The organism is Pseudoalteromonas sp. GCY, from assembly GCF_016695175.1.
GTDB lineage: Bacteria > Pseudomonadota > Gammaproteobacteria > Enterobacterales > Alteromonadaceae > Pseudoalteromonas.
The window spans coordinates 2,071,850-2,097,397 of sequence record NZ_CP068023.1 but is presented as its reverse complement, the minus strand read 5'-3'; the positions used below and the strand labels follow the sequence as shown (position 1 = coordinate 2,097,397).

Annotated in this window: 22 protein-coding genes, 1 tRNA gene and 1 pseudogene; 5 read left to right on the top strand and 19 right to left on the bottom strand. The window is 42.9% G+C overall.

Going from position 1 to position 25,548, the window contains the following annotated elements:
* Positions 1–3: 3 nt before the first annotated feature.
* Genes bioD through bioB form a run of 4 tightly spaced genes read right to left on the bottom strand, consistent with a single transcriptional unit; the run spans position 4 to position 3,661 of the window.
* Positions 4–699, bottom strand: coding sequence for a dethiobiotin synthase (bioD, locus tag JJQ94_RS14480; RefSeq protein ID WP_099031614.1), 696 nt, complete (start codon positions 697–699; stop codon positions 4–6).
* Entirely contained in the window at positions 696–1,475 is a 780-nt protein-coding gene (locus tag JJQ94_RS14475; RefSeq protein WP_099031615.1) for a methyltransferase domain-containing protein, read from the bottom strand. The genes bioD and JJQ94_RS14475 overlap by 4 nt, the downstream gene beginning before the upstream one ends.
* Entirely contained in the window at positions 1,472–2,614 is a 1,143-nt protein-coding gene (locus JJQ94_RS14470; protein ID WP_099031616.1) for an aminotransferase class I/II-fold pyridoxal phosphate-dependent enzyme, read from the bottom strand. The genes JJQ94_RS14475 and JJQ94_RS14470 overlap by 4 nt, the downstream gene beginning before the upstream one ends.
* Before the next feature lie 3 nt (positions 2,615–2,617).
* Positions 2,618–3,661 (bottom strand): biotin synthase BioB, encoded by a 1,044-nt coding sequence (gene bioB, locus JJQ94_RS14465; protein ID WP_010379433.1) that lies wholly within the window; start codon positions 3,659–3,661, stop codon positions 2,618–2,620.
* 148 nt (positions 3,662–3,809) lie between these two features.
* Between bioB and bioA the strand changes: the two genes are divergently transcribed.
* Together bioA and JJQ94_RS14455 are read left to right on the top strand one after the other, a co-directional pair.
* A complete protein-coding gene (gene bioA, locus JJQ94_RS14460; RefSeq protein WP_099031617.1) occupies positions 3,810–5,099 on the top strand; it encodes an adenosylmethionine--8-amino-7-oxononanoate transaminase in 1,290 nt (429 codons plus the stop codon).
* Between the two features lie 188 nt (positions 5,100–5,287).
* Complete coding sequence (locus JJQ94_RS14455) at positions 5,288–6,625, top strand: KamA family radical SAM protein (protein ID WP_099031618.1); 1,338 nt, start codon at positions 5,288–5,290, stop codon at positions 6,623–6,625.
* Between the two features lie 402 nt (positions 6,626–7,027).
* On the opposite strand, the gene JJQ94_RS14450 is transcribed toward JJQ94_RS14455, so the two are convergent.
* The 5 genes from JJQ94_RS14450 to JJQ94_RS14430 all read right to left on the bottom strand — a co-directional run bounded on the left by JJQ94_RS14450 (position 7,028) and on the right by JJQ94_RS14430 (position 11,345).
* A complete protein-coding gene (locus JJQ94_RS14450) occupies positions 7,028–7,333 on the bottom strand; it encodes a hypothetical protein (protein ID WP_099031619.1) in 306 nt (101 codons plus the stop codon).
* Positions 7,334–7,419: 86 nt separating this feature from the next.
* The gene (locus JJQ94_RS14445; protein ID WP_099031620.1) at positions 7,420–8,898 is read right to left on the bottom strand and encodes a GIY-YIG nuclease family protein; all 1,479 of its coding nucleotides are present in this window, start codon (positions 8,896–8,898) and stop codon (positions 7,420–7,422) included.
* 128 nt (positions 8,899–9,026) lie between these two features.
* Complete coding sequence (dcd, locus tag JJQ94_RS14440) at positions 9,027–10,025, bottom strand: dCTP deaminase (protein ID WP_099031621.1); 999 nt, start codon at positions 10,023–10,025, stop codon at positions 9,027–9,029.
* Positions 10,026–10,030: 5 nt separating this feature from the next.
* Positions 10,031–10,243, bottom strand: a complete 213-nt coding sequence (locus JJQ94_RS14435) for a WYL domain-containing protein (protein WP_099031622.1) — start codon at positions 10,241–10,243, stop codon at positions 10,031–10,033.
* Positions 10,244–10,391: 148 nt separating this feature from the next.
* Positions 10,392–11,345, bottom strand: a complete 954-nt coding sequence (locus JJQ94_RS14430; protein ID WP_099031623.1) for an HNH endonuclease — start codon at positions 11,343–11,345, stop codon at positions 10,392–10,394.
* Positions 11,346–11,706: 361 nt separating this feature from the next.
* Here JJQ94_RS14430 and JJQ94_RS14425 point away from each other — a divergent pair, with 361 nt between their 5' ends.
* Both JJQ94_RS14425 and JJQ94_RS14420 read left to right on the top strand, forming a co-directional pair.
* Positions 11,707–12,678, top strand: coding sequence for a transposase (locus JJQ94_RS14425; RefSeq protein WP_099031624.1), 972 nt, complete (start codon positions 11,707–11,709; stop codon positions 12,676–12,678).
* 226 nt (positions 12,679–12,904) lie between these two features.
* Positions 12,905–13,039, top strand: a pseudogene (locus JJQ94_RS14420) (tyrosine-type recombinase/integrase); the annotation flags it as partial.
* Positions 13,040–13,311: 272 nt separating this feature from the next.
* Here the strand turns inward: JJQ94_RS14420 and JJQ94_RS14415 are convergent.
* The gene (locus tag JJQ94_RS14415) at positions 13,312–13,746 is read right to left on the bottom strand and encodes an AAA family ATPase (protein ID WP_026000942.1); all 435 of its coding nucleotides are present in this window, start codon (positions 13,744–13,746) and stop codon (positions 13,312–13,314) included.
* A gap of 228 nt (positions 13,747–13,974) precedes the next feature.
* Between JJQ94_RS14415 and asnS the strand changes: the two genes are divergently transcribed.
* The gene (gene asnS, locus JJQ94_RS14410; RefSeq protein WP_010379069.1) at positions 13,975–15,372 is read left to right on the top strand and encodes an asparagine--tRNA ligase; all 1,398 of its coding nucleotides are present in this window, start codon (positions 13,975–13,977) and stop codon (positions 15,370–15,372) included.
* Positions 15,373–15,467: 95 nt separating this feature from the next.
* Here the strand turns inward: asnS and JJQ94_RS14405 are convergent, their stop codons facing one another.
* The 9 genes from JJQ94_RS14405 to trhO form a co-directional block, all read right to left on the bottom strand.
* Positions 15,468–16,082, bottom strand: coding sequence for an FKBP-type peptidyl-prolyl cis-trans isomerase (locus tag JJQ94_RS14405; protein ID WP_010379072.1), 615 nt, complete (start codon positions 16,080–16,082; stop codon positions 15,468–15,470).
* Between the two features lie 119 nt (positions 16,083–16,201).
* Positions 16,202–16,585: a hypothetical protein gene (locus JJQ94_RS14400; protein WP_010604797.1), complete on the bottom strand. Its 384-nt coding sequence runs from the start codon at positions 16,583–16,585 to the stop codon at positions 16,202–16,204.
* A gap of 53 nt (positions 16,586–16,638) precedes the next feature.
* Positions 16,639–16,729 (bottom strand) — tRNA-Ser (locus tag JJQ94_RS14395).
* 90 nt (positions 16,730–16,819) lie between these two features.
* Positions 16,820–17,191, bottom strand: a complete 372-nt coding sequence (locus JJQ94_RS14390) for a hypothetical protein (protein WP_010379077.1) — start codon at positions 17,189–17,191, stop codon at positions 16,820–16,822.
* A 234-nt stretch (positions 17,192–17,425) separates the two neighbouring features.
* Complete coding sequence (locus JJQ94_RS14385) at positions 17,426–20,476, bottom strand: efflux RND transporter permease subunit (protein ID WP_172439979.1); 3,051 nt, start codon at positions 20,474–20,476, stop codon at positions 17,426–17,428.
* A 45-nt stretch (positions 20,477–20,521) separates the two neighbouring features.
* On the bottom strand, positions 20,522–21,559 hold the full coding sequence (locus JJQ94_RS14380; RefSeq protein WP_010604799.1) for an efflux RND transporter periplasmic adaptor subunit: 1,038 nt from the start codon (positions 21,557–21,559) through the stop codon (positions 20,522–20,524).
* A gap of 198 nt (positions 21,560–21,757) precedes the next feature.
* Positions 21,758–22,768 (bottom strand): L-threonylcarbamoyladenylate synthase, encoded by a 1,011-nt coding sequence (locus JJQ94_RS14375; RefSeq protein WP_099031636.1) that lies wholly within the window; start codon positions 22,766–22,768, stop codon positions 21,758–21,760.
* A gap of 108 nt (positions 22,769–22,876) precedes the next feature.
* Positions 22,877–24,259 carry an NAD-dependent succinate-semialdehyde dehydrogenase gene (locus JJQ94_RS14370; protein ID WP_099031626.1) on the bottom strand — a complete coding sequence of 461 codons (1,383 nt, stop codon included), beginning with the start codon at positions 24,257–24,259 and terminating at the stop codon, positions 22,877–22,879.
* Positions 24,260–24,564: 305 nt separating this feature from the next.
* Positions 24,565–25,548 (bottom strand): oxygen-dependent tRNA uridine(34) hydroxylase TrhO, encoded by a 984-nt coding sequence (gene trhO / locus JJQ94_RS14365; protein ID WP_099031627.1) that lies wholly within the window; start codon positions 25,546–25,548, stop codon positions 24,565–24,567.

Genomic DNA, 25,548 nt, shown 5'->3' with positions numbered 1-25,548 from the left:
ATATTAACTGGTACCTGATTTAAGCTCAAACAACTCTAGTAACGCAGAGCGAAGCTGTAGCTTTGGCGTGCTCTCACTGTAAGGCGCTGTTGCAAGCAGTGGACAGTCTAGACGAAGCTTTAAACTTTCAAGGTTTTCTTCAAATACAGACATCTCAGGGTCAACCTGATTTGCTATCCACCCCACCAAATTCAGTCCTTTTTGCTTGATAGATTCTGCCGTTAAAAATGCGTGATTCAAACAGCCTAACTTCATGCCAACCACTAAAATGACGGGGAGTTGTGCTTTGGCGACCCAATCATACAGATATTCATTGTCGTTAATGGGCAGTGCCCAGCCACCTGCACCTTCACACAGTATATACTCAGCACCCAGTTGCTGGATTTCACTATAGTGCTCATGTAGCTTATCGACTGTGATGTCAACATTTACCTGTTTTGCTGCAATATGCGGCGCAATTGGAGGTGCAAAACAAAATGGGTTAACTTGCTCGTAAGTTCCGTGCACCGTCGCAGCTTCCATCAAACTGATAGCATCAACGTTCACTAGTTCACCAAATGCCTCTTCAGCATCTGCCGCAACCGGCTTAAAGCCAAAAGCCTTTTTGCCGTGCTTGGCCAACAGTTTCAGTAATAAAGTAGAAATATAGGTTTTACCTACTTCAGTGTCGGTCCCAGTTATAAAATATGCTTGATTCATTTCCTTAACTCCAAAAATCCGACTTGATAACTTACATCAAAACCATTTTCACTCTCAGGGTAGCTGCTCAGCAGCTGAGCGTAGGCTGACTTGCCTAATAAACCTTGTCGGCGAGAAGCGGTTTTTACATCGTTGGCACCGATATTTTTTACCGAGCGCAACGCCTTTAATGGCGTGTCATAACTATCAATCAATAACGCTTCATCCGCCCACGTCACAGCAAATCCGGCCTGTAGAGCAAAAGATTTAAGTGCAGACAGCGAATAAAATGAATTGATATGGCCACACCGATCGATGGCTCGCCATGCGCTATCGATTTCGTTTAACGAGCCGTCTAGCACTGAGCTTAGCAACACTCGTCCTTCTTTTTTTAGTACTTCATACAATTGCGCAAACAACGCTTGCGGGGAATTAGACCACTGAATTGCAAAATTACTAAAGATCAAATCGATACAATTTGACTGAATAGCGAGTTTATCCATATCACAGCAAACACTATTTGTCGTATTTTCAGCGCTTGCCAACATAGCCAAGCTAAGATCCGCTCCAACATAATGATTCGTGAAGGCGTTTAATCTATGAAAGTTTTCATGTGGCCCGCATCCTAAATCGAGCAACCTAGGAAACATACGCACCGCACCAAGCTCGCTATTTTGCTGTGTTAAACGTGAAAAGAGTACATCTGCGGCCTGTTTTTGTACGTTGGCGTGTTGAGAGTATGATTGCGCGGCTTTTGAAAAGCACTTTGCTGTTTGCGTCTTCTGTGCTTTGCTCATGCTCCCTCCACTAAGGCCGAGACTAATTTTTCTATATCCTCGTGACTGTGCTGTGCCGTTATTGTTATTCGCAATCGTGCGGTATTTTGCGGCACCGTTGGTGGCCTAATAGCCCCAACCCAAAGTCCCTTTTCCTTAAGCTTATGTTGCGCCGCTAATACATTTTCACTGCTACCATACACAAGAGGCTGTATAGCCGTATCACTTAGAATGGGAGATAAGTTGGTTTGAGCAACTAACGACTTAAAATAGTCGATGTTTACTTGTAATTTGTGTCTCGCTTCAGATGCAACAAGCAATTTATTTAGTTGGCATAATGCAACGCTTGCCATAATAGGCGACAACGCCGTTGTATAGATAAACTCACGATTAAATTGCATCATGTAATTTATCACATCATGACTCGCTAATACCGCAGCTCCTTGACAGCCCATCGCTTTGCCAAAGGTGATCACCAAAATTTCAGGTTTAATGCCACTTTCAATCGTGCCAAGTCCTTGCGCTCCCACAACGCCAAACGCATGAGCGTCGTCGACCATGAGCCACGCAGAATGAGACTTAGCCAGCACACTGATTTCAGATACTGGCGCTTTGTCTCCATCCATAGAAAACACCCCTTCAGTCACGATGAGTTTACTGTCGGCTTTGGTTTTTTCTAATCGAGACCTTAAGTGCGTCAAATCATTGTGATTAAAGCGAACAAACTTAGCGCTGCCCGCTAAACCACCGTCTAACAGGCTGGCGTGGTTGAGCTTATCTTGGAACACCGCAGCGCTTAATTGCTTTTCTTGGGGCGTGAACAATGCCTTTAACACACTGGTATTAGCAGCAAAACCGCTTGGAAATAACAGTGCTGCATCATAACCCAAAACGCTGCAAAGCTTATCTTCTAGCTGACGGTGAATATCAAGATAACCCGTAACAAGCGCCGAACTTCGGCTTCCGGCTTCAGTGCATGCGAGAGTGTTAAACTCCAACGAGTCTGCAAGTCCCAGGTAGTCATTGCTGGCAAAGTTAATATATTGCTGATCGGCAATTTTTATTCTACTTGCAGAGGCCTTTTCAACCACAATGCGCTTTCTTAGCAACCCTTCAGCGTGACGGGCTGCTAAAGCTGATTGAATATACTCAAATGACATTGATTAGTTGGCTTCGTAAAATAGCTCTGATGTCGCTTTGTCTGCAATTGCAGAGCTTAACGATGCCTCATAGGCTTCATCCGAATAATCTTCACGTTTTTCAGGGTTCATCCCAAGTTTTCTGATGAGATTCATATCGGCGTCTGCTTCTGGGTTTTCCGTGGTTAATAGCTTATCACCATAGAAAATTGAGTTAGCGCCAGCGAAGAAACACATAGACTGCATCTGTTCATTCATTGCCGTTCTACCTGCAGATAAACGCACGTAACTGTGTGGCATCATGATACGAGCAACCGCGATAGTACGGATAAATTCAAAGTGATCGAGGTCATCAACATTTTCAAGTGGCGTGCCCTTAACTTTAACAAGCATGTTAATCGGTACACTTTCTGGTTGTTTTGGCAGGTTTGCTAATTGGATCAGCAAGCCATAACGATCAGATGCCTGCTCTCCCATTCCTACAATACCACCAGAGCACACTTTCATTCCTGCATCCCTTACGTGATCAAGGGTATCAAGTCTGTCTTGATAAGTTCTTGTCGTGATAATTTGCTCGTAGTATTCAGGTGAGGTGTCCAAATTATGGTTGTAATAATCAAGGCCCGCTTCTCTTAGCGTGTGCGCTTTTTGATTATCCAGTTTACCCAAAGTCATACAGGTTTCTAGGCCTAGCTCTTTAACTTCTTTCACCATTTTGGCGATATAAGGCATATCTCTGTCTTTTGGATCAGACCAAGCGGCGCCCATACAAAAACGCGTCGCGCCCTTTTCTTTCGCCAACTTAGCTTGAGTTACAACCTTTTCCACTTCCATCAAACGCTCACGTTCAAGATCCGTTTTGTAATGACCTGACTGTGGGCAGTATTTGCAATCTTCAGGACAGGCACCCGTTTTGATAGACAGCAAAGTGGAGATTTGAACTTCATTGGGATTGAAGTTTTTGCGATGAATACTTGCTGCATAAAAAAGTAAGTCGTTAAAAGGCATGGTGAACAGTGTTTTTACTTCTTCATGTGTCCAATCGTGTCTTAGCGCGCCTAATTCCATATTTTCATTCTCTTTTTATTCTTGCCTAAATTTACAACACGAGTATTTTCTAGTGATTAAATTTAGCGCAGTCAAACTGACGGTGATTGGCTTAGTCTACTTCTTAGCTTAGTATTGTCAACGTTACATGCGCCCACAAGGTTTACAAATGAGTAATAAACACACAATTGATATTGAATTTGATCGCAAGCATATATGGCACCCCTATACATCGATGATTGACCCTCTGCCCGTCTATCCAGCCGCAAGAACATTCGAGAACAAAATTGAGCTTGAAACTGGCGAAACTCTCATTGACGGTATGGCATCTTGGTGGAGTGCTGTGCATGGTTATGGTCATCCAGAAATAATCACGGCGATAAAAAATCAAGCAGACACGATGAGCCACGTCATGTTTGGGGGGCTAACTCATCAGCCTGCCGTGGAATTATGCAAACTACTCGTGGAGCTAACCCCAGCCCCACTTAATCGAGTATTCCTAGCCGACGGCGGCTCAGTCAGTGTTGAAGTTGCAATAAAAATGGCGATTCAATATTGGTTGAGTAAAGGCAAAAAGAATAAAACCCAAATAATGACAGCCAAAAAAGGCTATCACGGTGATACATTCGCGGCGATGAGCGTTTGCGACCCTGTGAATTCGATGCATGCCATGTACCAAGGCTTTTTACCTGAGCAAGTGTTTGTCGATGCCCCTAGAAGTGAGTTTTACGGCAGCCAAAGTCAAGATGAACTTAACGCGTTAGAAACCGAATTTGCTGCTCATCATGAAAAGGTCGCGGCATTTATCATCGAACCGATAGTACAAAATGCGGGCGGCATGAACTTCTACCACCCAGAATATCTCAAGGCGCTTCGAGCGCTATGCGATAAGTATGAGGTGCTACTAATTTTAGATGAAATTGCGACGGGGTTTGGCCGTACAGGTAAAATGTTTGCCTGTGAACATGCAGATATCGCACCGGACATTATGTGTGTTGGCAAAGCGCTTACTGGCGGAAACATGACGCTCGCGGCCACTTTGACAACAGAAGAAGTGGCTTTGGGTATTAGCCAAGGCGAAGCGAAAGTATTAATGCACGGACCAACTTTTATGGGAAATCCGCTGGCGTGTGCCGCCGCTGTAGCTAGTCTCACAATCTTAAGGCGCCAAGAAACAATGGCCAATATTGAACGAGTCGCGACCGCGCTTAACGCACTCAAACGCCGTCTTAATCTAAGTGCAGTAACAGATGTTAGAGTCCTTGGTGCGATTGGTGTGGTCGAGGTAGAAAGGGTTGTTGATGTTGCAAAAATTCAAAAATTCTTCATTCAACAAGGTGTATGGATAAGACCATTTGGAAAGCTAATTTATATTATGCCGCCGTATATCACCTCAAATGAAGATATTGAAACACTCATTGACGCGATTTACGCTGCCATTGAAGGCGAACACTTCTAAAACGCATTAAATTTGGAATTAGGTCTATTTCATGACCTAATTTCGACAATGTAATCTAAAACGGTGGCGCATAATCAACAAAATTGCGTTATTTCGAACTTTCCTCGCTTTGTACCTGAAATGATATCAATGGCATGTTACCATGGCCGTTTTTATTATTAGCAAGTGAGAAAAGAGACATATTATCTATGCAGCAAACCGTCAAATTGCAGCCAGCTGAAGCTTATCAGCCCCCTCGTTTTACTGTTTACCAACACCGCCAAATCGATAAGATTGAGCAACTGGATAAACTGCCTGAACATCTTCGCTTTCAAATGAAAGTCGTCGCCAATGTATTCCCTTTTCGCGTTAATAACTTTGTCATTGAAGAGCTCATCGATTGGGATAAAGTGCCTAACGACCCTGTTTTTCAGTTAACTTTCCCACAACGTGGCATGCTAGACGATGAGTCTTACGAACAAATGGCCGATTTATTAAGTCGTGAGCATACACCTGAAGAAGTGTTTAACCTTGCCACTGAAATTCGTCACAAGTTAAACCCGCACCCTGCTGGTCAAATGGAAAAAAATGTTCCTGAGTATGAAGGTGAACGCGTAGACGGCATCCAACACAAATATAAAGAAACAGTGTTGTTTTTCCCGTCTCAAGGACAATACTGCCACTCATATTGCACTTTCTGCTTCCGCTGGGCGCAGTTTGTTGGCAAAGCTACCCGATTTAACAATAACGACGCCGAGCTGCTCCACAACTACTTAGCCGAGCACACTGAAGTGACCGATCTATTGATGACTGGTGGCGATCCTATGGTAATGCGCACCGTTAAATTGCGTAAATACCTTGAAGCACTAAAAGAACCAAGATTTGACCATATTCGTACCATCAGGATCGGCACTAAATCTCTCACTTTTTGGCCGTTTAGATACGTCACCGATCCGGACGCGCAAGAGTTGTTAACCTTATTAAAAGAGCTGGTTGATGCCGGAAAGCATGTATCAATCATGGCGCACGTTAACCACAAACAAGAACTGCGTACTGAAGTCACGCGTGAAGCGATTAAACTTATCCGCAAAACTGGTGCACAGATCAGAACACAAGCACCACTTTTAAATAATATAAACGTAGACGCTGATATGTGGGCTGACATGTGGAAAGAGCAAACACAGCTAGGCATGATCCCCTACTACATGTTTATCGAACGAGATACCGGCGCTAAGCGTTACTTTGAAATCCCGTTACACAAAACGTGGGAAACATTCCGTGAAGCTTATAAGCAAGTCTCTGGTGTGAGCCGCACAGTTCGAGGACCATCAATGAGTGCGGGTCCAGGTAAAGTTGAAGTGTCTGGTGTGACAGAAGTCGCAGGCGAAAAAGTATTTGTGCTGCGCTTTATTCAAGCACGAAACCCAGACTGGGTGCAGCGTCCGTTCTTTGCCAAGTTCGACGAAAATGCCCACTGGCTGGATGACTTAAAACCTGCATTTGGGGAAGAAAAATTCTTCTGGCAAGACGAGTACGACGCCATGTAAATGTAAAAATATCAAAAAGCCAGCAAATTGCTGGCTTTTATTTTATTTGACGCATTTAAATAACCTGAGGTTTAGATAAGAGGTGGGCTAACTCATTGTTTTAAAATCACATTAAATTATTCCTTATCTAGCCAGAGCGTTTTACGGATAACTGGCTACGAAAAGCATTAATTTGAATAAGTCTTAACTATAATCAGGTTTGATTGCTAGGGTTTAATCAAATCTGACTGTCGCATAAGGGCCAAACTCGGCCGTTCAACAGCAACTTCATATCTTAATCTAATTGCGATAACGGACACTCGACTGACTCGTATTTGGACAAAACGAGTTGGGAGAACGTCTGTATTAGGTGAGTTTCGCATAAAAATTTCTATGGCGCGAAGTTAATGGCCTTGTTAGTAGCTATGTCCAAAGCGCCCACCTGATATGAATTAAACGAATCAGCATCTGGTTTTCTTCTTGATACTTTTCTTCGCTACAAGGAATATCGTCTTCATCATGAGATTGCCACCAAGCATACAACGCTTCTAGTTCCTTCTTGGCTGCTCGATGTTTATCATCAGCGTCCCAATCAGTATGACCGCTTAATAACTCTTCCTTTTCTACGCAATCAGAAAGTAGCTGAAAACAAGCATGGAGCATGACAGAATCTTTATCCCGCCATCCTTCATTAAGAGTATCAATTTTCAAAATATTTCCAGGTTCCACGGATTTCCTTTTGGCTACTAACGCTTAGCTCACTGGAAAAATAGGAGCGTAGCGAGTATTTTTTCCGGTGCAGCTACTTGTTAGCACTATATATCCAGTATTTCAGTTATTGCCTCAATATCGCTTTCATTGAGGATGAATATTTCAGAGTATCCATCAAGCATATCAGTAGTTATTTCTGGATCTCGTTTATCATAAAGAAGCTCGATAACTTCCTGCTCTAATACAAAGCAATCCAATAAAGTTCCATCTATGACCTTTATTGTCTGAAATTCATAGGCTTCTTGTTTCAAGCGTTTATCTACTGTTTGAGTTGTAATTCCTATTTTGAAACGTTCCTTGTTATTAATAAAAATACGAACAAAATAAAGCCAAGCTGGTTTAGCAGATAATTCACTATCTCTCTGTAGGATAGTCAAGTTATACCTTCCAGAATTCCTAATCCTATCACCTGCGTTTATTGCCTCTTCGAGTGATAGCCCTGATTGGATTCTTGACCTAAGCGCACCTGCTGAAATACCTTTTTTATCTGCCAAATCACTCAAAGATTTATATGTTTCACCTGCAAAAGTTATGGTTCTTGAGTTTTCTTTGATTTCGATTCCTAGTGCTTGCTCAATAGTAACGTTGCCAGCTAAACGAGCTAAAAGCACAGCAGGAGTGAGCCCATACGCTTCAGCTACAGCCGCTTTACTTGGATAGTTAACTCCAGCAACTGTCAATGGCTTACTTTTTCCATCTAGTTTAACTGCATCCTCTGGTGTATAGCCATAATCAACAATTCGCTGGCGAACCGTATATTGAGGCAAGTCATATGCATCGGCTAAAGCTTGATAGCTTGTATATATCTTTCCTTCAACGGGTAGATGTATTGGCTTTCTCTTTTTTTTCTTAATCTCTCGTTGCTTTTTGAGAGTTCCTTTTGGTATTTCATCTAACCCTATAGCCTGCCGAATCGAAGCGCCCCTTTTTAAACGATCTCTAATCGTCATTTCAGGCGCATCATGTAATTCAGATAGTTCTTTTATCGTATATTTCTTTCCGTCGACATCAAACTTCCTTCCTCTAGCCGCCCTCCCATCAATTACTGGCTCGATTCCTAAAGCTTGCTCAACAGAGAAACCTCGCTCCAAATTCTTTCTATAAGTTACGTATTTTACGTTTAGCTTTCTACATGCATCAGCAGCGCTTTTATATCCAACTCCATCTGCATAGAACTTATGGTTAGCTTCCTTAGCGGGCTCCACATAAGACTTTCTTTTTTTAAGTGGTACAAGATCATCACCTCGACAGCCCCTGGAGTATCGCTTGTAAATTGTATTTAAAGTCATCCCGTACTCATCTGCGATACTTGGCAAATTTTCGTAAACTTTGCCTTCCACCGTGTGAGCCCCTAATTTTGTTGTTATTGTTTTTTCTTTAGGGTGAAGCAAAGCCTTCTCTAAGCTCCACCCCTTTTTTAATCGGGCCCTTACAGTTGCTATTCCGACAGTTATTTTATCTATATTGTCTTCGTAACATGATGACAGTGTCGAATAAACTTTTTCTTGAAAAACGTATTTCATCTATGGCCTGATTCATCCATGGTGCTAACGCCGCCATAAGTTGCGGCTTTGGAGTTGCTTGATTTGTGATAGCGTAGCGTTAAGCCACAAAACAAACAACGGAAAAGACGTCAATCTTGATGGCCTTGTTAGCGCCTTTCTGCTTCATTTAGCTCGATTTTTCCAAAATAGGTTTTTGGAAGTTCTTTGATTACTTGCCAAAATGGATATACTGAAGCCAGCGTAGAAACACTGAGCAAATAAATTGATGCGCCGACAATGCCTGCAACCCAAGCCCCTAAAAATACAGACGCCAAAATAGGAAATAATGAATATGAGATCCCTTTTATCAATTTGTCTCTTATTCTCAACTTATCTTCTTTTTTTGTAAAACCTTGGAGCAGTAAATCAACACCTTCCGATGCTAATTGAGGGTTCGTACTTACGTAGACTTCGAACCTTTCTATGATTTCCGGCTCTTGAATTCCAATTCGTTCCAAGAGTTCTTCTTGAGTTTTTAAATCAACGCTGTATTCAGTGAATGCTTTTTGAAGTTTTTTTATTCTTTTATCGCGCCACCAATATGAAGGCCCGCCATCATCATCCATATACTTACTTTGCAATTCTTGTTCGCCGTATAGCCGACTAGGAATCGAAGTCAATTTGATAAATTTTAACTGACAAATGGGAATGCCAGGGAATATCTTGATCGGATACGGAGAAATATTATAGAGTTGAATTGGCATGTGCCCACGGTAACCAGGATTAATAAAGTCGGCACTACAATGTATAGTTAACCCCATTCTGGCAAAACTACTTCTCCCTTCAATTTTCCCTGCACAATCAGGTGGAATAGAAAACTTTTCTGCAACTCGACCTAGAACAAGTGAATTTGGCTTTATTGTTATGCAGTCACTGCTCTTTAAAGCTACCTTTCTCCAAAACCTTCTAGGCTCTAGCTCCATCAAAGCAGTTTTCCTCAAATCAATAGAGCCACCTTTTTTCGGTATCCAGAAAGAGTTTGAGAGTCTTAAATCTACCGAGGCAGGCTGAATTTGCTCGTCTGCACAAAATTCTTGCGCCCTCGACTCGGACTCAAAATTAATCTCGTCTAATTTACTCCTTATTTCATTGTCAGCGAGATACATTGGTTTTACTCCATTTCGACCCACGCCTTAATGTCTTTCATCGCAAATAATCTTACTGCTCCCCTATCTTGATCAAATGCCTCAAGAAGCCATTGTTGCTCTGGATGCCAATCCGTTGAGTCAAAGACAATGCGCTCAGGATATACGACTCGTAAAGCTGTTTCACCTCTGTAATTTGTATATAAAATTCTAACTGCCTTTTTCTCATCTAAATTCATAACTATTCCTCATTTAAGTCTCGATTATAGATATGGTGCGCTAACGCCCAACTAACCGGTGAGGTTTGCTGGAACGTTGTTTTGCGTATTTTTGCAAAACGCGTGACCGTAAACCGAATCCGCGTTGAGTTGCTTGTTAGCTTTACTTTTATAAACTCACAGTCGAAGGGTCGAGTTTAATAGCTTCGTCGAAGCTGAAACTCATCGGTAACATTTTATCTCTTACAACTTCATGATTTGTAATATCTTCTTGTCCGAATTTAATGTTGCCATATTTCCTGTTATCTTCGAATGGTAAAGGGAAGCGATACAACTTCACTGTTTGAGTTCCATTAGTAATATCCACATCGGACGGTACCACTATTTGATAAGCAATATTCCCAAAACAAATAACTAAGTGGCAATATGGGGCAACAACTGACTCAGCCTTTCTTCTGAGTACTATAATCGTAACAGCTTTATTTGGTTTGGGGCCTGGAATAAATGCATTAAGAAGAATTTGTGGCTTGCAAATTGTTTTTGAATGATCAGGTTCCAATAACCAAGAGATCGTATTGGTAAATTTAGACAGTTCAACATCATCAATTACTGAAAGTGCAATTTTTACCAAACATTTAAAAACGGCACTCGGTCTATGTGGTTCGAGATGAAAATTTGTTTCGATTGATTTATTTTCAATATCAAGATTCGCAAATTTACTATCTTCTCTATCTATAATTTTAGCTCCTTCGGACGATGAAAATTCAAACCTAGATTTTTTATCTTTGGTTTTATAACTAGGCACTTTCTTTTTGCCTTTTATTTGAGCTGCCAACCGAAAAGGCTTTGTATATTTATCAAGATCATTTTCAAGGTTTTCGGATACGAATGTATTACAAGTGTCACACTCATTTTTAAGAATTAATTGCTTATTTCCGAGAAACTCAGGAACAGCATGGGCTACATTACTGAACGTTACATTCGGCTCCGTTTCTCCACAAAAACGACATTTTTTATCATCATTCCCAATATACAGTTTTCCACCCTTATCAAGGTGATATGTTGCTATAGGATCATAGTTTGTTTCAAAAAAATCTAATCGTTCATTGATTGAGAGTGACATAGATTACTCCTTGTAAAGCTAACATTTTATTCGTGCGCATGCGCGTTTACCTCGTTGGACCAGTGAAAACGCGCGCAGTTAACTATCAGTATGTAAAGAACTTATCAGCATTCTGCTAAATATACCATCTGGAAAAATGCGCATGCGCGTTTCCCAAACCTATTATTTCAAATCGAAGACAAATAACCTTTTGATAAACAATAATATTTTTAATTTATTCATGCGTAAACGCGCAAAAATTTTTTCATTATTTCCCTTGATATCCGAGGAACAAATCGCTGACACCCACCACTAATTTGCACCTTCCTAAGATACCGCCTAAGCTTTATTTCTGCACTCAAAGGATTGAGAAAACCAAACTATGGCAACTGCCCGTAAAAGACAGATCAGTTTAACCGACACCAAATACTACCACTGTATCTCCCGTTGCGTGAGGCGCGCCTTTCTGTGCGGTGAAGATAAATTTACTGGAAAATCATACGAGCACCGCCGTGATTGGGTTGAAGAAAAGCTCCTGATGTTGGGTTCCGTGTTTTGTATTGATATTTGTGCTTATGCCGTGATGAGTAATCACACTCATATTGTTTTATATGTTGATGATACAAAGGCTAAGCGTCTGTCGGATGAAGCGATTTTGATACGGTGGCAAAAGTTGTTTAAAGGTAATTGGATAAGCCGTAAATTTACAGAAGGTGAGCCACTCAATGAGTCGGAGCAATTGATACTCAACGAGCATGTCTCCAAGTACAGGGAAAGGCTCGCAGATATTAGCTGGTTTATGCGGGTACTTAACGAAGACATCGCCCGTCGAGCAAATAAAGAAGATAATTGTACAGGTCGGTTTTGGGAAGGACGATTCAAATCCCAAGCATTACTGGATGAAGCTGCACTGGCTGCTTGTTTGGCATATGTAGACTTAAACCCCATTAGAGCCAAAATCGCCGCAACGCCTGAAACCTCAGACTACACCAGTATCAAAAAACGCATAGACCACGCTAAGCTGGGCAAACAACCAAAAAGCCTACTACGCTTTGCAGGCAGCCCACGAAAACATATGCCTAAAGGCCTTCCTTTTGAACTCAAGTCCTATATTGAATTAGTTGAGCTCACGGGCCAGTGTATTCGAGCCGATAAACACGGTTATATCTTTGAGTCTCAGCCTATTCTCACTCGACTAAATATCGGACCGGAGAACTGGATAAAACTTACTACGCAATTTTCACGGGTATTCCACGGTGCAGTTGGTCGAGAGCGGACACTAACCGCTTACTGTGAAACACTGCAAAAACGACGACGGACAAACCTAACAAACTGCGAGCGCTTGCTGGCTTAGTAAAACTCACATTCTCAATTCTCGAATTTCTTACAGCTGCATTTGCAGCACTTTGTCGTGCGCGATAACTCGGTTTTGATGCAGAGATACGCTTTGGCGCTAAAAATTGGCCTACCGAAAAACGTTTTTGTACCCAGTGATTGAAGTATTTTTATACTTTTTACTTCACTACCTCAGCTTGGTTGCTAATTGTGATATGTTAATTGTGATGGATGTCACTTATTTTTTGCTTCAAGCTGGTCGTGATATAAGAAGTGTTCAAGAATTACTGGGCCACAATGACGTTAGTACCACACAAATCTATACACATGTACTTGGCCAACATTTTGCAGGTACAACTAGCCCGTTAGACACTATATAAATGTCAGAGCCCTTTCGAAACTCAGTAGCATTACTAAAATTGGGTCAACTGAAGCTAAAAAAGTTGGTTGCACATTTCACTGCTGAATCGAAATGGAGCAGGAATGAGTTGACTAAACGGCCGCTATGTAAAATGAAGCTCACATTGACGACCGTCTCTTGTTTGCTCGAAGGCGAATTCTAAACTCGCTCTTTTTAACTGTAAGATCGGATATGATACTACCCTGTTTTACATGCACGAGCGTTGTTAGGGTTACTCTACCCTAAGCTTGATCACCATTCGAAAAGGTGGGCCATTTTTGAAATTGTTTTCAAACCAATGCCATGGCTATTACGTTTAGCATATAAGTGCTGTAAGGACTTATCTTTAATTTCACCAACAATGACTTCTTTCACTTGATAACCCATTGCCACAGCAGCTGACGCATAAGCAACAAATTCCCATTTCTTGATATTGGTGTTATCAACAACGACCAAAGGGATGCCTTCAGCTAAGGCATTAATAAACCGAGCTAAGTTTAAATTGTGATATTCTGAAAGGCGTTGTTTTTCAAAATGATACTCGCCGTTTTCATTAAGAAAATAATCATCGGTTGAACAGATAAAATACTGTGTTTCATCGCCGGAGACGAGGTCGTCGGCTAGCGTTTGCGCATAATGCGATTTTCCAGAGCCAGGTAGACCCCTCAAAATAAAAACTTGTTTCATCGAGTTTTGAACGTCACTGTTAGTATTAATAAAGCTATTTTTATCATCGAACATTCATAATGCCACAGTCCGACTGTTTTTTCATGGCTTTTACTCATTCTTTTCAGCCCAGTTTTTTGCATTTCAGTGTTTTTTTATTTGTTCATCGCAGGTAAGATACGGCTTACATGACGATAAGACACTCTGTCTTTTAATTTACAAATAAAAAATAAATCATTTGGAGTAAAGATGAGCCACACAGCGATAACGGAGCTACTAGCAGGCACCGTTGCGGTTGACAGCCAAGTAACAGTAAAGGGCTGGATCCGTACACGACGTGATTCAAAAGCAGGTATTTCATTTCTAGCCGTTCATGACGGTTCTTGTTTTGACCCTATTCAAGCCGTAGTCCCTAATTCGCTGAATAATTATGACGAAGTGACTCGTCTTACTGCTGGGTGTTCAGTAGCGGTGACTGGTGTGCTTGTACAATCACAAGGTCAAGGTCAATCTTTTGAGATCCAAGCGAACAGCGTTGAGGTATTAGGCTGGGTTGAGAATCCAGATTCATACCCAATGGCTGCAAAACGCCACAGTATTGAATACTTACGCGAACATGCGCACCTTCGCCCTCGCACTAATGTTATGGGCGCGGTTACGCGTGTACGTAACTGTCTTGCGCAAGCTATTCACCGTTTCTATCATGAGCGTGGTTACCAGTGGATCAGCACGCCTATCATTACCGCAAGTGACTGTGAAGGCGCAGGCGAGATGTTCCGTGTATCTACACTTGATATGAACAACCTACCACGCACAGACAAAGGCGATGTAGACTATTCAGAAGACTTTTTTGGTAAAGAAGCATTCTTGACCGTATCTGGTCAGCTTAACGGTGAAACATACGCGAGTGCCCTTTCAAAAATCTATACTTTTGGTCCAACATTCCGGGCTGAAAACTCAAACACTTCTCGTCACTTGGCAGAGTTTTGGATGGTTGAGCCTGAAGTGGCATTCGCCGACCTTAACGACATCGCAGCGCTTGCAGAAGACATGTTGAAGTATGTGTTTAAAGCAGTACTTGACGAACGTCGTGATGATATGGAATTTTTTGCACAGCGCATCGAAAAAGATGCCATTACTCGCCTAGAATCATTCATCGATAAAGACTTTGCTCAGGTAGATTACACAGACGCTATCGAAATTCTAAAAGCATGTGATAAAGAGTTTGAATTCCCTGTTGAGTGGGGCGTCGACTTACAATCAGAGCACGAACGTTACCTTGCTGAAGTACACTTTAACGCACCAGTAGTTATCAAAAACTACCCTCGTGATATCAAAGCGTTCTACATGCGCCAAAACGAAGACGGTAAAACTGTTGCCGCTATGGACGTCGTTGCGCCTGGTATTGGTGAAATCATTGGTGGCTCACAACGTGAAGAGCGTTTAGATGTGCTAGATGCGCGTCTTGAAGAAATGGGCTTAAACAAAGAAGATTACAGCTGGTACCGCGACCTACGTAAGTATGGAACAGTGCCTCACTCAGGTTTTGGCCTTGGCTTTGAGCGCTTGGTTGCTTATGTTACTGGCATGGGCAACGTACGTGACGTTATTGCCTTCCCTCGTACTAAAGGTAGTGCAACGTACTAAGGTCTTGTCGGACAGCCAAAGTTGTATTCTCAGCAGCTTTAGCTAAACGCAAAAAGGCCTTCATTAAGAAGGCCTTTTTTGATCACGCGATGCTATTATAAAACTTCTAATAGCTCAACGTCGAAAATTAGCGTTGAGAAAGGTGCGATTGCAGCACCTGCACCACGCTCGCCGTAAGCAAGCTCATGCGGTACATATAGACGCCATTTTGAACCAGCAGGCATCATTTGAAGTGCTTCAGTCCAACCTTTGATAACACCATTTACTGGGAATTCAGCTGGTTGACCACGCTCATAAGAGCTGTCAAATGTAGTACCGTTGATTAGAGTACCGTGGTAATGAACACGTACTTTTGAATCTTCAACAGGCTTATCACCTTCGCCAGTTTCAACTACTTCATACTGAAGACCAGACTCAGTTACTGTTACTTCAGCACGTTTCGCATTTTCTTCTAGAAATGCAACACCTTCAGCTGCTAATACTTTCGCTTCTTCTTCACGACGCTGTTGGATTTCAGCATTGATCTTCTCAAATGCCGCTTGAATTTCAGGGATCTCAACGCGGAAGCTGTCACCAGCATAAGCGTCTTTCATACCTTCGAATACAGAGTTAAGGTTTAGACCTTCAAAAGGGTTTGCTTTAAGTTGCTCACCCATTTGTAAACCAATACCGTAGCTCGCTTTATCTGCGTCTGTGTTGAATTGAGACATAGTCTTTCCATATTTTTTATTAACAAGAACCTTAGATTGTATCACAGCCAAAATAGGCAAGATACCGGAGCTGCTTGATTATCAAGCAGTCGAGCTATTCGTCGGACACAAAAAAACCGCTAACTAGCGGCTTTCTCTTCGGCATATTGTTTGAGTTTTTTCATTACAAAGGTTGCAAATGGCAGCAATAATACAAGCCCAATATTAAGCTCATCACTGTACTCTCCCAAACTACCAACAAAGTAGTGTCCAAATCCAACCACACCAAATAATGCAATAACCACACTGGCAATTTCTGGCCAGGATTTTTCATATTTAGTGATCAGATGACCAACAAGGCAATTGAATAAAAAAACATGCAGCAGCGTCATCGTAATATCAGGGTCTTGTTGTGAGTCAATCGACAACGTTAGAGCCATGTTTAGGCCACTAAGATAAAAATAACTAAATACAATCCAAATAGAACTATGTTTTATTATTGCCATGTTACTAGCCGCAGACATACACGCCTCCAAACGAAAAAAACCGCCATTTGGAGGCGGTTTTGGGAATGAGGTGGCGGAGAGATAGGGATTTGAACCCTAGATACGCTATTAACGTATGCCGGTTTTCAAGACCGGTGCTTTCAACCACTCAGCCATCTCTCCGTTGTTGGCGCGCATTTTATGGAGTTATCCATCGGTTGTAAAGCACTATTTCGATTTTTGCATTCAAAAGCGCAAATAATAGCCGAATAATCAATAATATTGCTTTGGCCTTTTGGCAATGTAAGCAAAAATACAACTTGCGATAACCATCGCAATCACGATGATCCCCGAATCAATCATACCAATGACTGCGTTTTTTGCTGGCAGCACTTTTTCAATGATAACCGGAATAGATGAAAACAACACAACGGTACTGAGCACTTTGAATGCTCTGGAAAAATCAAATCGCTTGGTGTAACTCATCCATGTTGTTAGTAATCCTAATACCAAGATAGGCGCTAATAGCCCCATCCATATCTCACTGGTATAGCTCGACAATGCAACGGTTGCCGTGCAACCAATCAAGCTCCAAATAATCCAAGCGGTCCAATTTTCCCGTTCTTTTAAAAATAAATTACCCATGGCACATCTTCTTTCAATTAGCTTGTTATTTTTATTATTGTTATAGAAAACAGGATTTACTGTCTTAGAGTAGCAAACATACTGGCCATAAAACAACCACATCGGTTGTGACAGTTTAAATAATGAAAAGTTCAACAAAAAGTATCAAAGAATGTGTTACCACAACATTAATCACTGTATAAAAAAAGCGCAGCTATTGCTGCGCTCACCTTACTTTATTTTTAACCGGGGAATTTAACTTTCAGCTTTATCAAGTTCATCCACTAATAATTTGGTTTCATCCGCCCTCGGTTTTGTAAATCTCGCTAAACCGAGATAAACGACAGGTGTGAGGTAAAGCGTAAAGAATACTGCCAAGCCTAAACCGCCAAATACAACCCAGCCAATTGCATTTCTCGACTCGGCACCTGCGCCAACCGATAAAATCAACGGTAAAGCACCGAGTAATGTAGATACTAAGGTCATCATGATAGGACGCAAGCGGATCACCGCTGCTTCTTCAACGGCTTGTCTTACTGACCGTCCTTTGTCACGTAACTGATCAGCGAACTCAACTAACAAGATGGCATTTTTAGCAATTAAACCAATCAACATCACTAAGCCGATTTGCGAGTATATGTTTAGCGAAGTACCTGTAAGATACAGCGCCAATATGGCAGAAGTGATCCCAAACGGAACTGTGATCATAACTACAACGGCACTATTCACGCTTTCAAATTGCGCAGCAAGCACGAGCAATACAATTAAGAACGCCAGCACGTAGGTAAGTAACACTTCGTTGGCCGTTTCTTCAAACGTTAACGCTTCACCTTTAAACGCCAGTGTCACACTGTCGGGTAAACTCTGATCTGCCAGCGTTCGTAATTTTTCAACCACTTCTGCCATAGGCATGTCTTCTGGCTGTTTCATATCCAGCTCGATACTACGACGCTGAGCGTGGCGTTCAAGCTCGGCCGCTACGCCCTCTTCCACAATAACGGCAAGGCTACTTAGCGGAACTAATGCACCAGAGCGGCTGCCAACATAAAGGTTAGCCAAATCACTTGGGTCTCGGATGGTATGGTTTTGAGCTTGCAGCATAATTGGTATGGATTGATCGCCGACATTCAAATCAGCAACATCATCGCCATTAATAGCTGCCCTAAGTGTCGTTGAGATATCACTCAAACTAACGCCAAGCTCTTCTGCTCTTCTGCGGTCAATGTTTACGCGCAGCTGAGGTTGTGAGGGTTGATAAGAGATTTGCACCGGAGCCACGTCTGGCATTTCTTTTTCAACCAAAGCCGCAAATTGTTGCGCTGCTTTAAAGATCTCTAAATAGTCGTTACCAAGTAGCGCAAGCTCGATACCACCACCTTGGCCTCTTAGGTTTAAGCTATTTGCACCAAAGGCACGAGCAGGTGCACCAGGTATATTACCAAGCGGTCCTCTGATCTTATCGATAATTTCCTGTTGCGAGAAATGACGCTCATCCCAATGCTTTAATGGCACAGTGATAAACACGATATTGGGATCCCACTGACCAACAACCGTATAGATTGACTCTATTTCTCCACTTTCTACAAAAGGTAATAAGATGTCCTCCATCTGTTTGGCCTGTCTATCCATAAAGTTAAGACCAACACCGTCAGGCCCTCTTGCGAAAATACGGATCTTACCTCTATCTTCAGATGGCAAAAGCTCATTATCCAATTGCGAATAGAGCGCGCCAGATAGGCTCGCAATAACCACAAATACACCAAAGGTTAGCCATGCATGATCAAGCACCCAGTGGATCGTACCACGATACATTTCTGCGAGTTTCACACCAATACTCGAAAACAGGTGCTTTTTGCTATCTTGCTTTACTTTTAACTTAGACGTTAATGCTGGCACCAATGACAGTGCCACAAATGAAGAAATAATCACGGCACCAGCTAACACGCCACCAAACTCCCTGAACAGTCGGCCCGCAGTTGAAGGCAAAAAAGCAATCGGTACGAATACCGCAGCAAGCACTGCGGTTGTCGCAACTACAGCAAAGAAGACTTCTCTTGTCCCAAGAACCGCCGCGGCTCGACGACCTATCCCTTCGCCACGACGACGCTGAATATTTTCACTAACAACAATCGCATCATCGACGATAAGTCCAGTGGCCAACACCAGTGCTAGCAAGGTTAAAATATTAACAGAGAAGCCAAGCGCCCAGATCAGCGCCAAAGAACCGATAAGCGCAACCGGGATTGCAAAAGCTGGAATAAGCGTCGCACGCCACGAGCCAATAAATACCCAAAGCGTGAATACCACCAGCAATATGGTTATCACCAAAGAGCTTAAGACTTCGTCTACGGATGAGCGAATAAACTGTGCATCATCGGAGGTGACGAATAGCTCCAGATCTGGAAAGCGTACTTTTATCTTATCAACGAGCTGCAGCACTTCGTCTGAGATTTCAATGGTATTGGACTGTGCTTGGCGAATGATCTCAAGACCAATTACAGGCTCTCCATCAAGCCTCACCATAGAGCGAGGATCAGCCGGTCCAAAATACACAGAGGCAATATCCCCCACCCGAGTTTCACCACGAATGATGATATCACTCACCTGCTCAGCGGTTACAGAAGTGGCATCAGCACGGACAATCAGCTGTTGATCGTCTGACTTTAAACTGCCCGCAGGTACATCAAACGGGGCTTGTCTAAGCGCTGCAGCAACATCCGGAACGGTTAGATTAAAGCTTGTTAGTTTTAGGGGATCCAGCCTTACGCGCAGCACTCGCTCTCTATCGCCGTTCAGGCGCACATCGGCTACGCCTGGAATAGTTAAAAACTGCGGCGCTAAGTCTTTTTCTACTCGCTCGGTCAATCCTTCAAGTGTTAAGGAGGCACTACTTACAGTTAAAGACACCACGGCTTCTGCGTCATTATCCGCTTTAATAATGGACACCCGCTCGACTTCTTCAGGTAGCTCTCTTTGTACTCGAGAAACGGATTCGCGTGTTTCGTTTGCTGCATCATCTAGGTTAATGCCCGGACGAAATTCAACAACAATCCGTGCATTATTCTCTTCACTTTGCGCACGAATGCTCTTTACACCACTGACACGCGCGACAGCCCCTTCTAACTTACTCGTTACTTCGGTGTCGACAGTCTCAGGCGAGCCGCCAGGAAACGATGCGGACACCGTTAAACGCGGCCTATCTACATCGGGTAGTTCACGAACTTCAACGCCGGCAAGAGCAGCAATACCAGCAATAATAATCAATAAATTTAATACAACGATTAATACCGGACGGCGAATGGCCATCGACGGTAAATCTTGTAACTGTGGTAACTCCGGTTTAGTCACAATTTATTCCTTCGCTAGTGCATTCGTCACCGCAATTTCTTGCCCAGGACGAAGACGTTGCACCCCTTCTACAACTAATAACTCTCTCGCAGCCAAATCGCCTGATACCAGCAATTTACCCGGCAAACGCTGTTGGATTTTCACATCAATACGCTTAGCTTTGCCATCTACTTCTTTCCATACATAAGGACCTGTTGCGCCCCAGAGCAGTGCAGCTTCAGGAATAACCGCAAACTCTTCACCTAATACCGTTAGCGATACTCTAAAGCTCATTCCGGGCAAAAAACGGTCATTGCGGTTTTCAAAGATAGCTTTGATTTTTAGTGTGCGGGCTGTTGGGTCTATTCTAGAGTCCATTTGCGCTATCTTTGCATCTATCCGTGTTGAATTATCATTCCAAGGTGTCAGCAGCACGCTATCGGTCGATTTAAGCATGCCATACGCCGATTCTGGTGCCGCAAATTGAACATACAACTTGTCAAAGTTATCGATACTCGCAATCGCGGTTTGGGTGGTAATGCGATCTCCAACCTCAACGTCGGTGAGTCCCATTACGCCAGAAAAAGGGGCGATCACTTGGCGGTCTTCTAATTCATTCTTAGCTTGGATCAAAGCGACCTTTGCTAAGTCTCTGTCCGTTACCGCTTTATCTAATTCATTAATTGGGACGGCGCCACGCTTTTGGCTATCGGTTAGGCGGTCGACGGTGCGCTGCGCATCTGCAAGACGAATTTTAGCTTCTTCAAGCGCCGCTTTTTGGCGGCGTGAGTCTAGCTCCAATAGCAAAGTACCCGCTTTAACCTGATCGCCTGGTTTAAAATGTACCGCAGTCACCCTATCACCAATTGCGGGATACAAAATAACCGATTGAATAGCTTCAGCATTACCTACAGCCTGAATTTGCTGGCTACTGCTTTCAAATTGAATAGGCTCTGCAATCACTTGCGAAGGTTTCGCCAAAGCGGCATTGGTTATCAGCATAGTGGCCGTAAAAACCACCAAGCGCGTTACTTTACACATATTAACCTTAATAATTTCCATTGTTCTTAGCTATATTTGAGTGTAACAGTTAATCACTCACATCAAGATAAACTATTCGATAACACACAGTATAAGTGCGATAAGATGCAGTATGCCTTGCAGCGTTTTAAAGGCAAGATAAGCCCATGTAAAATAAGGTAAAGTTATGTAAAGATTGAGGGAGGGTGAGGCGCGATAGGCTACCGCGCCAAATAATGACTATTGTGCGGCCGCACGCATCAGTCTGTCGTTAACATCGCGCCACTCGGGGGCAGTTGGTGGTGCTTCCAACAAAATCTCGGTTGCACTTGATTGATCCAACTGATGTAAACCGTGATAAAGGCCATGCGCATACTTGGCTTTGTCAGCACCAAGTTTGAGATCCACCAGCTCGTTGTTTGCTGAATTCTCAGAGATCATTCGCTCAATTTGCGATGAATAATACAACACACCGGTGTTAGCTTCGCACTGGCCGCTTAGGCGAGCAACTAACTCTTCCGTTGACAACAGGGTAAGTGGCTTGCTTGGTTGGTAATGGGCTTTTACGTTACCTGGGACGGCTACGGTGTGTACATCAGGCTCATCCACTTCAATATTGAGCACCGCTTCAAGTGCAGCTTTAGTAATAGGGCCTGCTCGTAAGATCCTCGGTGTGGCTGAAGATATATCGACAATCGTAGACTCAAGTCCTACTTCACACGGACCGCCGTCTAACACAGCCGCTATCTTGCCGGACAATCCAAACAACACTTGCTCAGCGGTGGTTGGACTAATTTTTTTATAAGGATTAGCAGAAGGCGCAGCAAGTCCAGAGTTAATGTGCTGCAATAATGCTAACATTGCAGGATGATTTGGCACACGAATACCCACGGTTGGGTGGCCGCCTGTTACTACATCGCTCACATGTGCTTGTTTTTTGGCAACGATCGTCAGTGGCCCCGGCCAAAACGTATCTGCTAAAGCGTCAAAATAGTCTGGTAATGTTTCCACCCACTCAGTGACCAAAGACTTGTCAGCGAGATGTACGATTAGCGGGTGATCTGCTGGGCGTCCTTTTGCTGCAAAGATTTTTTTTACCGCATCGGGTTGCCTTGCATCTGCTGCTAAGCCGTAAACGGTTTCTGTTGGAACCGCAACAAGGTGACCATCACGTGCAAGTTCAGCCGCTTGCGCCACTGCGCTTGGATCAGTTGCCAATAAATGTAAGGTTGTTAAGCTCGCTTCGCCCACGTGTCTTTCTCGCTGTAAAAAATGGACGCGAATTATAACCAATTTAAAACGCAAAGAGCCAGTATTACTGGCTCTTTGCGTATAAGCTAACGTCAGGATCAGTGTGGGTTATTCAGCGCTTGCTACCATTACGGTTTTCACGTTAACAAACTCTTTGATCCCAAAGCCACCATGCTCTCTACCATAGCCACTGTCTTTAACACCACCAAACGGTAAGTTTGGCTGTGCCAGCGAATAGCCATTGATATTCACCATGCCAGTATCAAACTCCTTGATAGCAAGCTCCGTCGCACGTTGTGTGTCTTCAGAAAAAATTCCGCCACCTAAACCATAGCGTGAATCATTCGCTACCATCATCGCCTCAGCCTCATCATGCACACGAATTAGCGACGCCACAGGGCCAAATAGTTCATCATCATAAGCCGGCATACCGGGTTTAACGTCTTCCAAAATGGTGACTGGATAATAAAAGCCTTGTTGTTTTGGAATTTCTCCACCAAGTGGACAAGTCGCTCCCGCCTTAACGGACGCTTCAACTTGTTGGTGTAATTCATCACGTAAATCTTTACGCGCCATAGGACCTAAGTCGGTGTCTGCTGCGGTAGGATCTCCCACCTTTAGCTGCTTAAAACCAGCCACAAAAGCCTCTCTAAATTGATCATAAATCTCATCAACGATAATAAAGCGCTTCGCGGCAACGCAGGTTTCACCGTTGTTGACAATACGACCTTGAATACACGCCGACACCGCTTTGTTAATATCAGCATCTGCCAGCACTACAAAGGCATCGTTACTACCGAGCTCTAGGACGGTTTTTTTAGAAAGCTCAGCCGCCTGCTTTGCAACTTGTTTACCTACTTTATCGCTTCCGGTAAACGTAACCCCGCGAATATATGGATTCTTTATCAACTCGCTTGCTGTCTCACCATCAATTAATAGTGATTGGTAGCAACCTTTTGGAAAACCGGCCTCTAAATACAACTCTTCAATGTATTTAGCCATGCCAAATACATTTGAGGCATGTTTCATTACCGTGGTATTGCCCGCCATCACGTTCGAAACACTGTATCTGATAACCTGATAAAGCGGAAAGTTCCAAGGTTGTATTCCTAAGATCACACCTATTGGTTGATAAGTGATAATGGCGTGTCCCTGCTCAAATACCCGATGCTCATCCTGTAATTCTTTTTCGCCATGCTCAGCGGTATATCGGCAAATTTCAGCACACAAGGAAACTTCCTGTTCACCCTGCTCCGTCACTTTGCCCATTTCCTCGGTCATCAGTGAAACTAACTTGGATTTATTTTGCTCAATCAAGTCAGCAAGCCTGTTTAGCTTTTGTGCTCTTTGCGTGAATGTGGTTTTCTTCCAAAATGAATAACAGTCATTGGCTAAGTCCACCGACTTTTGCGCCTCGTCCAAGCTCATTAACGTATATTCATTAACGGGTTGCTCTGTCGCAGGATTAATTGTGGTTACCGTATTTGACATCATAAAGCTCCTTCAAAAATTTAACGGCGTAAATCAATTTGTAGATTTACAGCGATAGCCTTTGAATAAGCAAGGAAGACACCAATCTGAAAATAAAGAGTATCTCTTTGATTATTATAAATTAATTTAATTTCAGAATTTGATTTCGAAGAATTTGAAAACAGGAATTAGAAAAGGCTACACACCTAATATGAAAAGTTTGCAGAGCGAATGGCGCTTGCGTAAATAGCTTGCAATGAAAGTTTAGCAGAGAAAAGGGACCATCCGGTCCCTTTGTTATGTATTCTTAGTACTATGAATCTCTTTTAGCGCTTTTGACGTTGCGCTTCTTTTTGCGCTAGCTTTTCTTCTTTACGCTTACGAATAGCATCCTGTGCTTCATGACCGATATGACCTTCGCCACGTTGTTTAGCCAGCTCAATTTGCTTTTGACGCTCAGCAAATCTTGCAATTTGCTCTTCTGTTAAGTCTTTGTGGCAGTGGTGACAAGACACCCCTTCCATATATTCTTCGAGTTGTTTCTCTGCTTCCGTGATTGGCATACGACAAGCATGACATTGATCATAAGATCCTTTGTTTAAATCATGATCGACCGCAACACGGTTATCAAACACAAAGCACTCGCCTTCCCACATGGTTTCTTCTTTTGGCACGTCTTCTAAGTATTTAAGAATACCGCCTTCCAAGTGATAAACTTCTTCGAAGCCTTGTTCTTTCATATACGCTGTCGATTTTTCACAGCGGATCCCGCCAGTACAGAACATCGCCACTTTTTTGTGTTTTTCCGGGTTTAAGTTATTTTGCGCCCACTCAGGGAACTCACGGAAAGTCTTGGTTTTAGGATCGATGGCATTTTTAAACGTACCGATCTCGATTTCATAGTCGTTACGCGTATCAACGAGCACAACGTCAGGATCTGAAATCAATGCGTTCCAATCTTGTGGTTTTACGTACGTACCAACCACTTCTTTAGGATTGATACCTTGTACACCCATGGTCACAATTTCTTTCTTAAGCTTGACTTTAGTGCGGTAGAAAGGGCAAGTTTCATCGAACGACTCTTTATAAACGATGTTATCAAGGCCCGGTTGTTTGTCTAACCATGCAAGTAGCGCATCAATGCCTTCACGTTTACCGGCGACAGTACCATTGATACCTTCTTCGGCAAGTAATAACGTGCCGCGAACTTCATTCGCTTCCATCACATCGTGAAGTGGCAGCCTGATCTCTTGATAGTTAGGTAAAGAGACAAACTTGTACATAGCACAAACAACGTATTGTTCTGACAT

Bases quoted from the DNA above. Each gene is read 5' to 3' on its own strand.
- bioD (WP_099031614.1), bottom strand. From the start codon at position 699: ATGAATCAAGCATATTTTATAACTGGGACCGACACTGAAGTAGGTAAA.
- JJQ94_RS14475 (WP_099031615.1), bottom strand. From the start codon at position 1,475: ATGAGCAAAGCACAGAAGACGCAAACAGCAAAGTGCTTTTCAAAAGCC.
- JJQ94_RS14470 (WP_099031616.1), bottom strand. From the start codon at position 2,614: ATGTCATTTGAGTATATTCAATCAGCTTTAGCAGCCCGTCACGCTGAA.
- bioB (WP_010379433.1), bottom strand. From the start codon at position 3,661: ATGGAATTAGGCGCGCTAAGACACGATTGGACACATGAAGAAGTAAAA.
- bioA (WP_099031617.1), top strand. From the start codon at position 3,810: ATGAGTAATAAACACACAATTGATATTGAATTTGATCGCAAGCATATA.
- JJQ94_RS14455 (WP_099031618.1), top strand. From the start codon at position 5,288: ATGCAGCAAACCGTCAAATTGCAGCCAGCTGAAGCTTATCAGCCCCCT.
- JJQ94_RS14445 (WP_099031620.1), bottom strand. From the start codon at position 8,898: ATGAAATACGTTTTTCAAGAAAAAGTTTATTCGACACTGTCATCATGT.
- dcd (WP_099031621.1), bottom strand. From the start codon at position 10,025: ATGTATCTCGCTGACAATGAAATAAGGAGTAAATTAGACGAGATTAAT.
- JJQ94_RS14435 (WP_099031622.1), bottom strand. From the start codon at position 10,243: ATGAATTTAGATGAGAAAAAGGCAGTTAGAATTTTATATACAAATTAC.
- JJQ94_RS14430 (WP_099031623.1), bottom strand. From the start codon at position 11,345: ATGTCACTCTCAATCAATGAACGATTAGATTTTTTTGAAACAAACTAT.
- JJQ94_RS14425 (WP_099031624.1), top strand. From the start codon at position 11,707: ATGGCAACTGCCCGTAAAAGACAGATCAGTTTAACCGACACCAAATAC.
- JJQ94_RS14415 (WP_026000942.1), bottom strand. From the start codon at position 13,746: ATGAAACAAGTTTTTATTTTGAGGGGTCTACCTGGCTCTGGAAAATCG.
- asnS (WP_010379069.1), top strand. From the start codon at position 13,975: ATGAGCCACACAGCGATAACGGAGCTACTAGCAGGCACCGTTGCGGTT.
- JJQ94_RS14405 (WP_010379072.1), bottom strand. From the start codon at position 16,082: ATGTCTCAATTCAACACAGACGCAGATAAAGCGAGCTACGGTATTGGT.
- JJQ94_RS14400 (WP_010604797.1), bottom strand. From the start codon at position 16,585: ATGTCTGCGGCTAGTAACATGGCAATAATAAAACATAGTTCTATTTGG.
- JJQ94_RS14390 (WP_010379077.1), bottom strand. From the start codon at position 17,191: ATGGGTAATTTATTTTTAAAAGAACGGGAAAATTGGACCGCTTGGATT.
- JJQ94_RS14385 (WP_172439979.1), bottom strand. From the start codon at position 20,476: ATGGCCATTCGCCGTCCGGTATTAATCGTTGTATTAAATTTATTGATT.
- JJQ94_RS14380 (WP_010604799.1), bottom strand. From the start codon at position 21,559: ATGGAAATTATTAAGGTTAATATGTGTAAAGTAACGCGCTTGGTGGTT.
- JJQ94_RS14370 (WP_099031626.1), bottom strand. From the start codon at position 24,259: ATGTCAAATACGGTAACCACAATTAATCCTGCGACAGAGCAACCCGTT.
- trhO (WP_099031627.1), bottom strand. From the start codon at position 25,548: ATGTCAGAACAATACGTTGTTTGTGCTATGTACAAGTTTGTCTCTTTA.